This window comes from Actinocrispum wychmicini, from assembly GCF_004345645.1.
Taxonomy (GTDB): domain Bacteria; phylum Actinomycetota; class Actinomycetes; order Mycobacteriales; family Pseudonocardiaceae; genus Kibdelosporangium; species Kibdelosporangium wychmicini.
Window position 1 is genome coordinate 617,515 of record NZ_SLWS01000007.1, and the last position, 15,081, is coordinate 632,595.

General features: G+C 68.2%; 9 protein-coding genes. 3 read left to right on the forward strand and 6 right to left on the reverse strand.

Annotated elements, in window-relative coordinates; genetic code table 11:
- Positions 1–42: 42 nt before the first annotated feature.
- Genes EV192_RS32720 through EV192_RS32745 form a run of 6 tightly spaced genes read right to left on the reverse strand, consistent with a single transcriptional unit; the run spans position 43 to position 7,520 of the window.
- The gene (locus EV192_RS32720; protein ID WP_132122327.1) at positions 43–2,184 is read right to left on the reverse strand and encodes a glycoside hydrolase family 31 protein; all 2,142 of its coding nucleotides are present in this window, start codon (positions 2,182–2,184) and stop codon (positions 43–45) included.
- Positions 2,181–3,314 (reverse strand): glycoside hydrolase family 15 protein, encoded by a 1,134-nt coding sequence (locus tag EV192_RS32725; RefSeq protein ID WP_132122329.1) that lies wholly within the window; start codon positions 3,312–3,314, stop codon positions 2,181–2,183. The genes EV192_RS32720 and EV192_RS32725 overlap by 4 nt, the downstream gene beginning before the upstream one ends.
- A 14-nt stretch (positions 3,315–3,328) precedes the next feature.
- Positions 3,329–4,576 carry an ABC transporter substrate-binding protein gene (locus tag EV192_RS32730; protein WP_132122331.1) on the reverse strand — a complete coding sequence of 416 codons (1,248 nt, stop codon included), beginning with the start codon at positions 4,574–4,576 and terminating at the stop codon, positions 3,329–3,331.
- Between the two features lie 13 nt (positions 4,577–4,589).
- The gene (locus EV192_RS32735) at positions 4,590–5,393 is read right to left on the reverse strand and encodes a carbohydrate ABC transporter permease (protein WP_132122333.1); all 804 of its coding nucleotides are present in this window, start codon (positions 5,391–5,393) and stop codon (positions 4,590–4,592) included.
- Positions 5,386–6,330 (reverse strand): carbohydrate ABC transporter permease, encoded by a 945-nt coding sequence (locus EV192_RS32740; protein ID WP_207926325.1) that lies wholly within the window; start codon positions 6,328–6,330, stop codon positions 5,386–5,388. Before EV192_RS32740 ends, EV192_RS32735 begins: the two co-directional genes overlap by 8 nt.
- Positions 6,327–7,520, reverse strand: a complete 1,194-nt coding sequence (locus EV192_RS32745; protein WP_243727223.1) for an ROK family transcriptional regulator — start codon at positions 7,518–7,520, stop codon at positions 6,327–6,329. Before EV192_RS32745 ends, EV192_RS32740 begins: the two co-directional genes overlap by 4 nt.
- A 165-nt stretch (positions 7,521–7,685) precedes the next feature.
- Here EV192_RS32745 and EV192_RS32750 point away from each other — a divergent pair, with 165 nt between their 5' ends.
- From EV192_RS32750 to EV192_RS32760, 3 genes are read left to right on the forward strand one after another with little or no spacing between them, the layout of a single operon-like run.
- Complete coding sequence (locus EV192_RS32750; protein ID WP_207926326.1) at positions 7,686–8,885, forward strand: ROK family transcriptional regulator; 1,200 nt, start codon at positions 7,686–7,688, stop codon at positions 8,883–8,885.
- 39 nt (positions 8,886–8,924) lie between these two features.
- The gene (locus EV192_RS32755) at positions 8,925–12,227 is read left to right on the forward strand and encodes a TIM-barrel domain-containing protein (RefSeq protein WP_132122337.1); all 3,303 of its coding nucleotides are present in this window, start codon (positions 8,925–8,927) and stop codon (positions 12,225–12,227) included.
- Positions 12,224–15,073, forward strand: coding sequence for a TIM-barrel domain-containing protein (locus EV192_RS32760; RefSeq protein WP_132122339.1), 2,850 nt, complete (start codon positions 12,224–12,226; stop codon positions 15,071–15,073). The genes EV192_RS32755 and EV192_RS32760 overlap by 4 nt, the downstream gene beginning before the upstream one ends.
- The last annotated feature ends 8 nt before the right edge of the window (positions 15,074–15,081 follow it).

Genomic DNA, 15,081 nt, shown 5'->3' on the forward strand with positions numbered 1-15,081 from the left:
GTGGTTGAGGTCGCGGATCCGCCGAGGTCCGTTACCACTGGGCTACCGAAACAGCGCCGAGCGGGCCGGCCAGGCAACTGCTCGGCAGTACACCGGCACTACATCGATCGGCACCTCGCGGGTCACCAGGCCGTCGGTGACTCGCTCGCCCGTCCACACGTCGACCCACTCGCCGGGCGGCAGGTATGTCGTCCACGTTGTGACGCCTGGTGAAGTCACCGGGTTGACGAGCAGGTCGTCGCCGAGCTGGTACTGCGAGGGGTGGTTCCACACCGCTGGATCCGAGTGGTCGAAGAACAACGGGCGCATCAACGGGCGGTCGGTCGTCACCGTGACCTGGGCCTGTTCGGTCAGGTACTCCACGAGCCGTTCACGCAACTTCGCGAAGCGACGGAACACTTCCACCACGCGCTTGTCCCCCGTTGTCTCCTGGACGTGCCAAGGGGTTCGGTCACGGATCGGGGTTTGGTGGTGGTTGAACTCCGAGTGGTACTGCATGATCGGCATGAACGTCGACGCGGCTGTGGCCCGCAGGTACAGCTCCGCGTCCGGCACCGGGCCTGAGAAGCCCGCCAGATCCCAGCCCCAGTAGACGATTCCGCACGCCGCCGCGGTCAGGCCGGCGGTCACTGAGGACCGGAAGGCCTCCCACGTCGAGTCCTCGTCGCCTGCCCAGAAAATGCCGTGTGCCTGTGAGCCGGTGAAACCCGCTCGGGAGAACGTGACCGGCGCCTTGCCCGCCGACCGCAGCAGGTCGCCGAACGTACGGGCGTAGTGCACCGGGAACAGGTTGTTGCCCTCGTCGCCGCGCCGGCCGTCCGCGTACCGGAGGTCGTGGCCCCATGCGTGTTCGCCGCCGTCGGTCTTGAAGCCGTCGACGTCCAGGTCTTCGACCAGGTAACGGCGTTTGTCCGTCCACCATTTGCGGGTGCGTTCGGCCGTCAGGTCCGGCATCAGCGCCTTCGGGAACCACCAACCCCGGTTGTGGTACGGACTTCCGTCGGCTTCGAGGACCGCGTGGCCGTCCTTGACCATGGCCTTCGCGTCCGCCCGCACCTGGCCGCCCAGGTCTGGATCGGTCTTCAGCAACGGGATCTGCCACAGGATGACCTTGATGCCCCTTGTGTGCAGCTCGGCGATCATCTCCCGGGGCGACGGCCACGCCCCGCCGTACGTGAACTCGGTGACCACATCCCCGATCTCGTACTCGGCGTCGCGGAAGATCGTGATGCCCTCCTCGTCGCTCCACGCCTCGATCACCACCACGCCGACCGGGATGTCCAGCTCGCCGTGTCTGTCCATTTTGGACATCACGAGGTCCTGGGTGTTCCATTCGTTGCCGGACGCCCACAGGCGAAGCACCCACGGCGGCAGTTCCTCGGCCCGGCCCACCTCGTCGAGGAAGGCGCGCAGCACCTCGATCGGGTCGCCGTGGTAGATCGCCACGTCCACAACAGGCTTGTCGCCCAGCGCGACCTCGACGACCAGTTTGTCCGGTGTGGACAGTGCGACGTCGTACCAGGTACGCCGGGAGGTACGGACGTGAAAGCCCCAGCCGGCGCCACCGACCACGTGCGCGAACGGCATCGGCAAGTACGTCCTGCCGTGCTTGCCCTGTGCCTTGTACTGCTCGAACACGACCGCGTCGAGCCGTCGGCCGCGCTGATCCACGGCGTCGTACCGTTCGCCGAAACCGACCACGTGCTCGCCGGGCGCGAGGGGCAGCGTGAACCGGGCACGGTGCACACCGGCCGCCGACACCAGCCACTCGACGTCGCCGACGAGCGAGCCGGTCACCGTGCCCACGGGGTCAGTCGTCCACTGCGCGGGCGAGACCTCGAACCACTCGGTGGTGACGCCACCCGCGTGGAAGCGGTACCGATACGTCTTGCCGGCCGTCAACTCCGGAGTCTCGACCGACCAGCCGCCCGCCCCACCCAGGGCACCGGCCTGAGCGGCGGACAAATGGCCTTCGCCGCCCGCGAGCGCGGCGGCGTCCGCGCTCGCCTCAGTCACCCGGGCCATCGGCAGGGTAAACGCGTCGAACTCGCAGGTCACGGCGTCGACGTCGGCGGCGAGCACGCCAAGGCGGACCCGCTCGCCGTCGAGAGGCAGCACCGGCACGCGTTGGTCGGGAGATGTGGCGTAGGGGTGCTCGACACCGTACGGCCGGTGCGTGATCATGTGGGGTCCTCCAGCAGGCCCAGTTCGTCGGCCAGGATCAGGTACATGCCGTGCGACCACAGGAGCGGGCTCGCGACCGTGCCCCAGCGGGCGATCCACTCGTCGCGGGAGCCGGGGTGCAGCAGGTGGTGGGGCACCTGCTCCGGCATCTGGCCGCTCGTGTCGGCCTGCGCCGCGATCCACCGCAGGTGCCGCAGTGCGCCGTCGAGGTCGCCGCGGGCGGCGAGGTTCCAGCCGAGCAACGCGGACAGCAGCAGCCACTGCCCGCCGCCGTAGAACACGTCGTCGGTGAACCGGTGCACGCCGCCGTCCACGTCCAGGGACGCCGCGACCGCGGCAAGCGTTCCCTCGGCGAGGTCCCCGTCGACCAAACCGAACGGCACCACGCATGACGGCAGCGAACCGTCTACAGTGGACGAACCGAGCCACTTGGTGAGATGTCCGTCCAGCACACCGTCGGTGAGCACGAGCGCACGGATCTCATCGGCCACGGCAAGCGCCGCGCCGCGCCGACCGGGGTCAAGGAGGTCCGCGACGGCAACGAGCCCGCCGCGGACCGCGCCGAGCGTGGACACGTGCCGGTGTTCGACGTGTTCCTCCCACCAGTCGTAACAGGGCCGGTCCCAGCTGGTGAGCAGGTAGTCGACGGCGACCTCGAACCCGGGCAACCAGCGGGCCACGTCGACACCGTGCCGGTGCGCGTGCGTGACCGCCGACCACAGCCACATGCCGTAGCCGTCGGTCTGGAAGTCCCACCACGGGTCCGACCCGTTCTCGCCGGTGAACGTGAACCGGGTCGGCAGCATCCGGTCGACCGGCGGCAGCTCACCGCCGGCCCGCGCGGCCACCAACGAGTCCACTTCGGACCGTCGAGCGGTGAGCACCCGGGCGGACCAGTCGTGGAACCGGTTCGCCGAGCCGACGTCGCCGTACCGCGAGATCCCCTCCGCGGTGAACGAGCCGTCTCGCAGCCACGCGAACCCACGGTACGCCGAGAAGGTCGGCGACGCCGGGTAGGCACCGCCTACGTCCTGGTACCGCGTGATCACCGCGTGGCTCTGCCGGGCGAGATCAACCAGCCGCGTCCGCTCGTCGACGCTGAGCGGAGCAGTCCCCCTGGACAACTTCATCAATTCCGTCCTAGTCAGCCGAGCATGCCGTTGACGGCGGTCTGCGCGTCCTTCAACGCCTGGGCAACGGGTTTACGGCCAGCCGCGGCCTCGCCGAGCTCCTTGGTGACCGCGTCCTGCATCTCCTGCTGGCGCTTGATCACCGGCGGCAGCACACTGTTCTCCAACGCGTCGAACACGGCCTTGCGGTTCGCCGGTTTGGGCTGGCTGAGGTACGACGCCAGCTTGCTCTGGTCGGCGACCGGCGGCAGCTCCCACGACGAGTCCAGGCGGACCTTGGCCGTGGTGTCCGAAGCGGACAGATAGCTGATCCACTTCTGGGCGGCGTCCTTGTTCTTGCTGGCCGAGGACACCGTCAGCCCGTTGACGAACATGGCCGACGCCTTGGTGGTGTCGCCGGGCTCGACCACCACGTCCCAGTCGAACGACACGTCCTTCAGCGTGCTGAAGTTCCAGATGCCGTTGTGCCACATGGCGAGTTTGCCGTCCTTGAACAGCTTCGAGTCGAAGTCCGGCGTGCCGGCGCCGTCGGCCTCGGTCGGCATGGTCTTGCCGTTCTTGCCGATCAGCCAGTTGGCGGCGCGCAGTCCTTCGGGCGAGTCGAACGTGGCCCGCTTGCCGTCGTCGGACAGGAACTTCCCGCCGGTCTGGGCCAGCGCCTTGTAGAACTCGTTGTAGGTCATCGGCTGGTAGTCGCCCCACACACCGGCGGCCTTGTTCGACAGCTTCTGGGCGGCGGCCTGCTCGTCCGCCCACGTCCACGTGGCCGCCGGCGCCGCCACACCGGCGTCGCTGAACAGCTTCTTGTTGTAGAACAGCACGACGTTGGAGAACGACTCGGGCAGGCCGTACTGCTTTCCGTCGGACGCGTATGCCTCTACAAGGGACTTCCGGTACGCCGACTTGTCCACACCGGACAGCTCGGCGAGCGAACCGTTCTTGGCGTAGGTCACGAAGTTCTCGTAGTTCAGCTCGAACGCGTCGGGCGCCGTGCCCCCGGCGACCGCGGTCTGCAGCTTGGTGAAGTAGTTGGCGTACGGCACGGTTTCGACCTGCACCTCGATGCCCGCGTTCGCTTTCTGGAACGCCGCCACGATGGCGTCGAGATCCTTCTCGTGGCCGTTGTTCGCCGAGAAGTTCATGTACCGCACAACGGTCTTGCCGTCGGCCGAGGGGCTCGGAGCCGTCGCGGAACCCTGGGAGCACGCGGAGAGCGCGAGCGCGAGCACGCCCACACTGGCGGCCGCGATCCTGAGACGCATGGGGTCGATCCTTTCACTTGATGCCGGTGGTTGCGACACCGGCGATAATGTGGCGCTGGGCGAGGAGGTACACCACGGCGATCGGCACGATCGACAGGACCGAGCCGGCCATGACGACGTCCCATTCCGTGGTGAACTGCCCTTGCAGGGTCGAGAGGCCGAGCGGCAGGGTCATGAACTCGGGCGAGCGGATCACGACCAATGGCCAGAGGAAGCTGTTCCAGCTGGACATGAACGCGAACACGCCGACGGTGGCCAGGGTCGGCCGGATCAGCGGCACCACGATGGTCGCGAAGATCCGCAGATGCCCGGCACCGTCCAAAGTGGCCGCCTCGTCCAGCTCGGCCGGCACGCCCGCGATCGCCTGCCGCAGCAGGAAGACGCCGAACGCCGAGGCGATGCCCGGCGCCAGCAGGGCGATGTACGTGTCGTTGAGCTGGAAGGTCTTCATCTCGATGAACAGCGGCACGACCAGGACCTGCAACGGGATCATCAGCGTCGCCAGGTAACCGGCGAACACGATGTTCTTGCCACGGAAGGGAAGACGCGCGAACGCGTAACCCGCCATGGCACCGGTGACCAGCTGCAGCACGGTCGCGGCGATCGCGATGCCGAACGAGTTCAGCATGATCCGCCACATCGGCACGGCGTCGAGCAGCGTCCGGTAGGCGTCCAGGGTCGGGTCCTTGACCAGCAGGGTCGGCCCGCCGGCGAGCGAACCCTTCGGCGTGATCGAGGTGATCACCGTCCATAGGAACGGGAACAGCATGATCACGGCGCCGACGAGGACGGAGAGGTACAGCGCGGCCTTACGCATAGTGCACCCACTTGCGCTGCCCCCGGATCTGGATGACCGTGACGACGAGGATGATCGCGAACAGCAGCCACGACAAGGCGGACGCCTCACCGGCCCGGCCGTACCGGAACGTGAGGTCGTAGATCTGCCCGACCACCACCTGGCTCGCCCCACCCGGCCCGCCGCCGGTCATCACGTACACCTGGTCGAACACCTGGAACCCGTTGATGAGCGAGATGACCACGACGAAGAACGTGGACGGGGTCAGCAGCGGGAGCGTGATGCGCCAGAAGCGCTGCCACGGGCCCGCACCGTCCACAATGGCCGCTTCATGCAGGTCCTTCGGGATGGCCTGCAGCCCGGCGAGCAGGATGACCATGACGAACCCGAGGTCCTTCCACGCCGACGCGAGGATGACCGACACCAACGCCCAGTCCGGATCGGTCCACCAGCCCGGCTGCCCGAGCCCGACCGCGCCGAGGATCTTGTTGACCAGCCCGTTCGAGGGGTTCAGCAACCACTTCCAGACGAGCGCGACCACCACCCAGCTCGTGACCACCGGCAGGAAGTAGGTGGCCCGCAGGAACGCGCGGGCGGGCAGTTTCCGGTTGAGCGCCATCGCCAGGCCGAGCCCGCCGACGTACACCAACGGCAGGTACCCGGCGACGTAGAGGAGCGTGTTCAGGAAGATCCGGCCGGTCTTGGGGTCGATGAGCAGCGAGCCGTAGTTGTCCAGGCCGACCCACCGCATCCGCGAGATCAGGTTCCACTCGTGCAGGCTGACCCAGATCGACGAGACCATCGGCACGATCGTGAACAGCACCAGCGGAACGGCGCTGGGCAGCAGGAAGAACAGCACCCAGCCGTAGTGTTTCCACGACCGGCGGGGTTTGGTCCGGCGCACGGCTGGGCGCGAGACGGGGGCCGCCGCACGCGGTTCGGCCAGATGTGCCGTCACCGGGCACCCCCTTCGGTCGCGCCGAGCCGGTCACGCACCATGCGGCTCTGCTCGCCGCCCGTGCCGGCCGAGTCGAACGGCGAGACCAGCACGAGCGACGCGGCACCCCTTGCCCACTGGTCCTCGCTCCACGGCTCGACCACGACCGAGAGGTCGCGACGGGCCGGAAGCAGCCGGTTACGCAGCGCGGGCTCGAAGCCGGGCTGCCAGAACTCCCACGCGTCGACGCCTTCGCCCATCAGCACCACCACTTCCGGGTCGACCGTGTGCACCACGCCGGCCAGCGTCCGGCCGAGCAGCCGCCCAGCTTCCGCGTACACCGCACGCGCGGCCTGGTCGCCGTCACGGGCCGCCTTCAGCAGCGTGGACAGCCGGCCGCGCGGGCCGACCACACCACTGGCCCGCGCCGTCCGCAGCAAACCGGCCGAGCCGATGTACGCCTCCAGGCAGCCCGTCGCGCCGCAGCCGCAGCGAGGGCCGTCGTCGGTCAGCGGGATGTGCCCGATCTCCCCCGCGCCGCCCGCCGCGCCCCGGTAGATGGCGCCGTCGACGACGATGCCGCAGCCGACACCGCGCCCGATCGTCACCACCAGGTACGACGAGTGCTGCCGGCCGACGCCGTAGAGCCGTTCCGCGGCGGCGAGGGTGTTCACGTCGTTGTCCACCAGCACCGGCACGCCGAGCCGGTCGCGCAGCCGCTGCCCCAGTTTCACGTCATGCCAGCCGAGCGTCGGCGCGTCGACCACCCCGGACGCCTGCGCGTCCACCGAGCCGGGCACCCCGACGCCGACGCCCAGCACCAAGCCGTCGAGGGCGGTCGCCAGAATCGCACCGATCGACGACGGGTCACGTGGGTCGAACGGGTGCACTGTGGACGTTCGGACCGAACCGTCCAGTTCCACCGTCACCAGGGCGACGTGGTCGGCCGTCACCTTCGCGCCGAGCGCCATCCCGGTCCGCGCCACCAGGCCCAGCAACCGGGCGGGCCGGCCGCCGCGCGACGGCACCGAAGCCAGCTCCTCGACCAGGCCGCGCGCCAGCAGGTCCTTGGTCACCTGGGTGATCGTGGCCGGCGAAAGCCCGGTCGACCTGGCGATGTCCGCTCGCGAGATCGGGCCCTGGGTGCCGAGCAGACCCAGGATCCCCGCTGGCACAAGGTCGCCACGAGGGACAGGACCGGACACACTCACCGCTGAGCCACCCTTAATTCGGTACTAAAGTTAGTGGCAAACTAAGCCTCTCGGGTCCCACTGTCAAGATCGTCCGTTCAGCGGTTGCCTCTCCCCCGGGCCGAGAGTTACCGTGATCACGGCGAACTTACTTCGGTGACCTTAGTAAGGGGTGCGATGCAGCCGATGCGGGCCGGGAGCAAGGCGTTGATCCGTGAGATCAATGCCGCGCTTGTGCTGGGCGAGCTCCGCGCACAGCCCCTGCAGTCCCGCACTGACCTGGCCAAACGCACCGGTCTGAGCCTGCCGACCATCTCCGAGATCGTGAGCGAACTCCTCAGCACGGGGATAGTCGAGGAACGAGCCACCGGCCGGTCCGCGGGCGGTCGCCGCCCGGTCCTGCTCGCGCTCAAGCCGGACGCCGGCTACGTCGTCGGCATCAAGCTGACCGAGACACGGGTCATCGCCGTGCTCACCGACATGGAGGCGACGATCGTCGCGCGGGACGTGACGGCCGTGCCCGACACGTCGGTCGGAACCGTGGTCGACGCGGTCGCCGCAGCAGTGGAGCGCGTGCGAGAGGCTGCCCACGGTCGGCTGGTCCACGGCGTCGGGGTGGGTATGGCGGGCGTGGTCGACCGGGCCAGCGGGGTCGTGCGGCACGCGACGTACTCCGACTGGCACGACGTGGACCTCACGGGCCTGCTCGCGGCCAGGGTCGGGCTGCCGGTCGTGCTGGACAACGACGTGAACACGTTGGTGGCCAACGAGAAATGGTTCGGCGCGGGCCGCGGCGTGGACGACGTTCTGGTGGTCAGCATCGGTCGCGGTGTGGGTCTCGGCCTGGTGTTGGACGGCCGGCTCTACCGTGGCGCGACCGGCGGCGCCGGCGAGTTCGGCCACACCAAGGTCGTGCCGGACGGGCCGCGGTGCGCGTGCGGCGGCCACGGCTGCCTCGAAGCGCTGATCGGCGAGCCGGCACTGCGGGCCCAGGCGTCCGCCGTGCTCGGTCGGACGGTCGACCTCGACGAGGCCGCTGCCGTCGCGCGGCAGGGAAATCCCGCCGTACAAGAGATCTTCCGCGCGGTCGGGCGTCTGCTCGGCACCGCGGTGGGCAACCTGGTGAACCTCCTGAACCCGAGGCTGGTCGTCCTGGCCGGCGAAGGCACGAGGGTCAGCGACCTGTTCCGGCCGGACTTCGACCGGGCGCTGTCGCTGGCGGTGTTCGACGGCCTCCAGCACGGCCTGGAGACCATTGTGGACACCTGGGACGACGAGGCGTGGGCACAGGGCGCCGCCGGCATGTTCCTCGGCGAACTGTTCCAGCCGAACCTCCGGCCGGACGAGGCCGGGCGCCCCTCGCTCACCGCGCGGACGGCGGGCTGATCGACCCCGGCGACGACGCCGGGAGAATGCGGGTCGAACATGAGAAGATCTTGGCCGGCCAGGGCGTTCCTGGCCGTGGCGGTGCTCGTGCTCAGCGTCGTCACCGCACCGGTGGCGTCAGCGGGCGTGCTGACCGGTGTCTACCACACGCCGTACGGCTTCGATGAGCTGTACGGCACGCAGCCGACCGAGCGGGCGCCCCGCGACCCGGTGGCCGGCCAGAACGTCGTGCTGAAGGCCACCACGTGGCCGGTCTCCTCCGGACAGACGACGTGGATCACCTGGACGAAGAACGGCGCCGCCCAGACACCGATCGGCGCGGCGTGGGACTACAACAGCGGCAACAACACGTACTGGACGCTGTCGATGGGCAGCTTCGCCCGCGGCGACCAGATCGCGTACACCGTTCACGCCAATGTGGACGGTTCAGGTGAGCGGACCGTCGGCCCGTTCTCGTTCGCGGTCACGTCGTGGAGCGGGCCGTCGAACGTCACGGGGTACGTCAACAACGGCACGTCGGTGGACGTGACGACCGGCGACACCGCGGGCAGCTTCACCCCGAAGATCCGGTTCGCCTTCCCTGCCGTGGACCGGTTCCGCACGCAGATCGCGCCGAGCGGCAACGGGCTGAACATCACCGGCTCGTCGTCCTACACGGTGACCGACAGTGCCGGCACCCTCACCCTCGCCACCACCGGCGTCCAGGTGAAGATCCAGAAGTCGCCGTACCGGGTGGCGGTGTACAAAGCGGACGGGACCACGCTGATCGCACGCCAGTACGACCCGGCGACGTTCCGTAACGTCGGCTGGCTGAGCGACGGCGCCACCACGGTCACCAAGATCGAGGACCACTGGTACACGCCGGCCGGTGAGCGGTTCGAGGGCTTCGGCGAGCGCTACGACTCCCTGGACCAGCGCGGCAAGGACGTGCACAACTACGTCTACAACCAGTACCAGGACCAGGGCGCGAACCACCGGACGTACCTCTCGGTGCCGTTCTTCACCAACTCGGCCGGCTACGGCGTGTACCTGCCGAGCACCCGCTACTCGATCTTCAACCTCGGCACGTACCTGTCCGACATGGCCGGGTTCACAGTGGACACCTCGGGCGCGCTGAACTCGACCGCCGACTACTACTTCTACACCGGCAGCAGGGCCGAGATCCTGGACAAGTACACCGCCACGACCGCCCGGCCGCAACTGCCGCCGAAGTGGGCGTTCGGCCTGTGGATGTCGGCCAACGAGTGGAACACCCAGGCCGAGGTGATGACCGAGCTGAACAACGTCACCACCAACAACATCCCGACCTCGGCCATGGTGCTGGAGCAGTGGAGCGACGAGGCCACGTTCTACCTGTGGCACGGCGCGACCTACACGCCGAAGCCGGGCGGCCAGGCACTGTCCTATGCGGACCTGACGTTCCCTTCGGGCACGGAGTGGTCGAACCCTAAGGCCATGGTCACCGCGGCGCACAACCAGAACGTCAAGATGGTCCTGTGGCAGATCCCGGTGCTGAAGCAGAACTTCGACACCAACCCGTCGACCGCGCCGCAGCAGCACATCAACGACCGCGACTACGCCGCCGCCCAGGGTTATGTGCTCGGTGACGGCGCGGGCGGCCCATATCGAATCCCGACTGGACAGTGGTTCGGCGACAGCACCGTGCCGGACTTCACCAAGAGCGCGGCCACGAACTGGTGGATGAGCAAACGCCAGTACCTGTTCGACGACGTCGGCATCGACGGCTTCAAGACCGACGGCAGCGAGTCGGTCTTCGGCCGCAACGTGACCGCTGGCGACGGCCGCAAGGGCGACGAGCTGCACAACGCCTACCCGAATTCGTACACGGGCTCGTACAACGCGTACATCAACTCGAAGACCGGCGGCAACGGCGTGCAGTTCAGCCGGGCCGGGACCGCGGGCGCGCAGGGCAACTCGATCTTCTGGGCGGGTGACCAGGCGTCCACGTTCGGCGCGTTCCAGGAGGCCGTCAAGGCGGGCATCAGCGCCGGCCAGTCCGGTGTCCCGTTCTGGGCGTGGGACCTGGCCGGGTTCACCGGCAGCTTCCCCAGCTCCGAGCTGTACCTGCGGTCGGCCGCGATGGCCACGTTCGCGCCGATCATGCAGTACCACTCGGAGAAGTCGAACCCGTCGCCGTCGGAGGCGCGCACGCCATGGAACGTGCAGGCCCGTACCGGCGACACGAGCGTCGTCCCGACGTTCCGCAAGTTCGCCAACGTCCGGATGAACCTGATCCCGTACCTCTACACGGAAGGGCGCAACTCGGCGAACACCGGTCTGCCGATGATGCAGGCGATGAGCGTCCAGTACGGCTCGGACGCGACGGCCGCCGCGCAGGACCAGCAGTACATGTTCGGCCGCCAGTTGCTTGTCGCGCCGATCACCACGCAGGGCGCCACGTCGAAGAACGTGTACCTGCCCGCCGGTGAGTGGTACGACTTCTTCAACGGCGGCCGCGCGCAAGGGCCGGGCACCAAGACGTACAACGCGGGTACCGACTCGATCCCGGTGTACGCCAAGGCAGGCGCGATCGTCCCGCTCAACCTCAACGCGAACTACGAGCTGGGCGGCACCATCAGCAACAGCGTGACCAGCTACCCGAACCTGGTGTTCCGGATCTACCCGTCGGGCACGTCGAGCTACGACTACTTCGAGGACTCGGCCAACGCGACCCGGACGTTCACGTCGACCGAGTCGTTCGGCACGCACACCGCCACGGTGAGTGTGCCGCCGCTGACGACCACGTCGACGCTGCAGGTCGCGTCGACCAAGCCGACCTCAGTGACCCGGGGCGGGACCGGACTGACCGAGCAGGCTTCGGTGGCCGCGCTGTCCGCGGCGGCCGAGGGCTGGTACTGGGACCCGGTGCAGCAGTTGACGTACGTCAAGGTGGCGAGCAGCGCGTCGGCGCGTTCCGTAGTGCTCAACGGGGTCGACAAGGCCGCGTACGAGGCGGAGTTCGGCACCAACACAGGCGTGACGACCAACACCAACCACCCCGGTTACACCGGCACCGGCTTCGTCGACGGGTTCACCGCGGCGGGCAGCTCGGTGAGCGTGGACGTCAACAGCGTCAGCGGCTCGCACAACTTGAAGTTCCGCTACGCCAACGGCTCTGGTGCGGCCGCGACCCGAACGGTCTATGTGGACGGTGTGTCGGCCGGCACGATCTCGTTGCCGCCGACCGCGAACTGGGACACGTGGGGCACGGCGACGCTCACAACCTCACTGACAGCCGGGAAACACGCGATCCGGTTGTCGTACGACTCCGGGAACACCGGCGCCATCAACCTCGACAACGTGACGGTGGCCAGACCATGAGACGAATACTGCTGACGTTGGTGCTGGTGGCGGCCGGCCTGGTCGCGATCGTGCCGCAGGCTTCGGCCGCGGTGCAGCGCGTGCAGTTCACCGCTGGCGGCAACTACCTGGTCGTCGAGTTCCTCGACGACGACCTGGTGCACTTCGAGACCGGGGTGGGCAGTGGTCCGGGCACCGGCTCGGCGCTGTTCACCACCCACCAGGTCGCCAAGACCAACTACTCCGGCCCAACGAGTTTGACTCAGAACGGCGGGATCCTGACCACACCGGGGATCCGCGTCGAGGTCAACACCTCAACGTTGTGCGCCACGGTGTACGACACAGCGCGGAGCCCGAACCTGCTGCTGACCACGCAGTGCCCGAGGAACCTCACGCAGGCATGGAAGGGCCTGTCGTTCACGAAGTCGTCGATGCAGAACGCGTACGGCCTCGGTGAACAGTTCCTCATGGGCGGCAGCGCGGACGGCGACTGGGTCGGCCGCAGCCGGACACCGGGTGGCAACTACGGCAACGCCATGGTGTACGACACCGACAACGGACCTGTCGGCAACGCCCAGATCCCGGTGTTGTTCGCGGTCGGCGCGAACAACACCAACTACGGGGTGTTCGTCGACCAGGTGTACAAACAGGAGTGGAACCTCACCGGCGATCCGTGGACCATGGACACCTGGGGTGACCAGCTGCGCTGGTACGTGATGAGCGGCCCCAACCTGCCGGACCTGCGCAAGGATTACCTTGAGCTGACCGGCCACGCGCCGGTGCCGCCGAAGAAGGCGTTCGGCCTGTGGATGTCCGAGTTCGGCTACGACAACTGGTCCGAAGTGGACGGTGTGCTGTCGTCACTGCGCACCAACCAGTTCCCCACCGACGGCGTGATGCTGGACGTGAACTGGTTCGGCGGGGTGACGGCCGGCTCGGACAACACCCGGATGGGCACGTTGAGTTGGGACACCACCAACTTCCCGAATCCGGCGGCGAAGATCGCGTCGCTGGGCTCGACCAACGGGGTCGGTGTGATCCCGATCGAGGAGTCCTACATCGGGAAGAACCAGCCGCAGCACGCGGACATGGCCGCCAACGGGTACCTCGTCCGGGCCGCCTGCTCGACCTGCGCGCCGGTGTACCTGACCGGCAACGACTGGTGGGGCCGCGGCGGCATGATCGACTGGACGCAGCAAGCGGCCGGTGCGCGCTGGCACAACAACCAGCGTAAACACCTGGTCGACGAAGGCGTCACGGGTCACTGGCTGGACCTGGGCGAGCCAGAGATGTACGACAGCAACGACTGGACCGCGGGTGTCCTGCCCGGCAAGCACGCGCACGCCGACTACCACAACATGTACAACCTGGAGTGGGCGCTGTCGATCGCGAAGGGCTACGCGGACAACGCCGAGACCAAGCGGCCGTTCCTGCTGGCCCGGTCCGGCGCCGGCGGCATCCAGCGGACCGGCGCGGCGATCTGGTCGGGTGACATCGGGTCGAAGCTGACCGCGCTGGCGGCGCAGCAGAACGCCCAGATGCAGATGTCGATGTCCGGGATCGACTACTACGGCTCGGACATCGGCGGGTTCCGGCGCGAGATGCTGAACTCGGACCTGAACGAGCTGTACACCCAGTGGCTGGCGAACTCGGCCTGGTTCGACGTGCCGGTCCGGCCGCACACCGAGAACCTGTGCAACTGTTACAAGACGGCGCCGGACAGCATCGGCAACGTGGCCAGCAACCGGGTGAACCTGGACCGCCGGTACGAGCTGACACCGTACTACTACTCGTTGGCGCACAAGGCGTACACGGACGGCGACCCACTGGTGCCACCGCTCGTGTACTACTACCAGAACGACCCGAACGTCCGCACGATGGGTCACGAGAAGATGATCGGCCGTGACCTGCTTGTCGGTGTCGTGGCCGGCGCCGGCCAGCGGTCGCGGAACATGTACCTGCCCGCCGGCACGTGGTGGGACTACCACACGAACACCCAGATAGTCTCAACTGGACAGTGGGTCAACGACGTGCCTTTGTGGCGCAACGGGAACTTCACCCTGCCGACGTACGCCCGAGGCGGCGCGATCCTGCCGAAGATGTACGTGGACGGCCAGACCATGAACGTGGCGGGCAAGCGGGCGGACGGCTCGACCCGGGACGAACTGGTGGTGCGGGTGTACGCGGACCCGACAGCGTCCAACTTCACCCTGGCGGAGGACGACGGCACGAGCACCGGCTACCAGGCCGGCGCGAAGCGCACCACGCTGCTGAGCCAGCAACGTTCCGGCTCGACGGCCACGGTGACAGTGGCCGCGTCGTCCGGGACGTACCCGGGCGCCCCGGCTTCTCGGTCCAATGTAGTCGAGCTGGCGACGGACACCCAGGCGTCAGCGGTGACCCTCGGTGGCGTGGCACTGACCCAGTACCCGACGAAGGCGGCCTTCGACGCGGCCGGCTCCGGTTGGTACAACGCGGGTGGCAACCTGGTGGTGGCGAAGTCGGCTGCCGTGGCGGGGTCATCGGCGAAGACGTTCCAGTTCACCCTGGGCCAGGCCCCGGTGTCGGCGACCTTCACGTGCACCAACGGCACGACAGTGTCCGGCCAGTCGGTGTACGCGGTGGGCAGCGCGCCGCAGCTGGGCCAGTGGTCGGTGGCGAGCGCGGTGAAGCTGTCGCCGACCGCCTACCCGACCTGGACCGGCACGGTGACCGGCCTGCCGCCTAACTCCACAGTGGACTGGAAGTGCGTCAAGCGCCAGGAGGCGAACTACCCGGACACCGCGGACGCGTGGCAACCGGGCGCCAACACGACGTTCAGCACCCCGGCGTCGGGCGGCGGAACGACGACAACAGGAGGGTTCTGACCAAGCCG

Bases quoted from the DNA above. Each gene is read 5' to 3' on its own strand.
- EV192_RS32720 (WP_132122327.1), bottom strand. From the start codon at position 2,184: ATGATCACGCACCGGCCGTACGGTGTCGAGCACCCCTACGCCACATCT.
- EV192_RS32725 (WP_132122329.1), bottom strand. From the start codon at position 3,314: ATGAAGTTGTCCAGGGGGACTGCTCCGCTCAGCGTCGACGAGCGGACG.
- EV192_RS32730 (WP_132122331.1), bottom strand. From the start codon at position 4,576: ATGCGTCTCAGGATCGCGGCCGCCAGTGTGGGCGTGCTCGCGCTCGCG.
- EV192_RS32735 (WP_132122333.1), bottom strand. From the start codon at position 5,393: ATGCGTAAGGCCGCGCTGTACCTCTCCGTCCTCGTCGGCGCCGTGATC.
- EV192_RS32750 (WP_207926326.1), top strand. From the start codon at position 7,686: ATGCGGGCCGGGAGCAAGGCGTTGATCCGTGAGATCAATGCCGCGCTT.
- EV192_RS32755 (WP_132122337.1), top strand. From the start codon at position 8,925: ATGAGAAGATCTTGGCCGGCCAGGGCGTTCCTGGCCGTGGCGGTGCTC.
- EV192_RS32760 (WP_132122339.1), top strand. From the start codon at position 12,224: ATGAGACGAATACTGCTGACGTTGGTGCTGGTGGCGGCCGGCCTGGTC.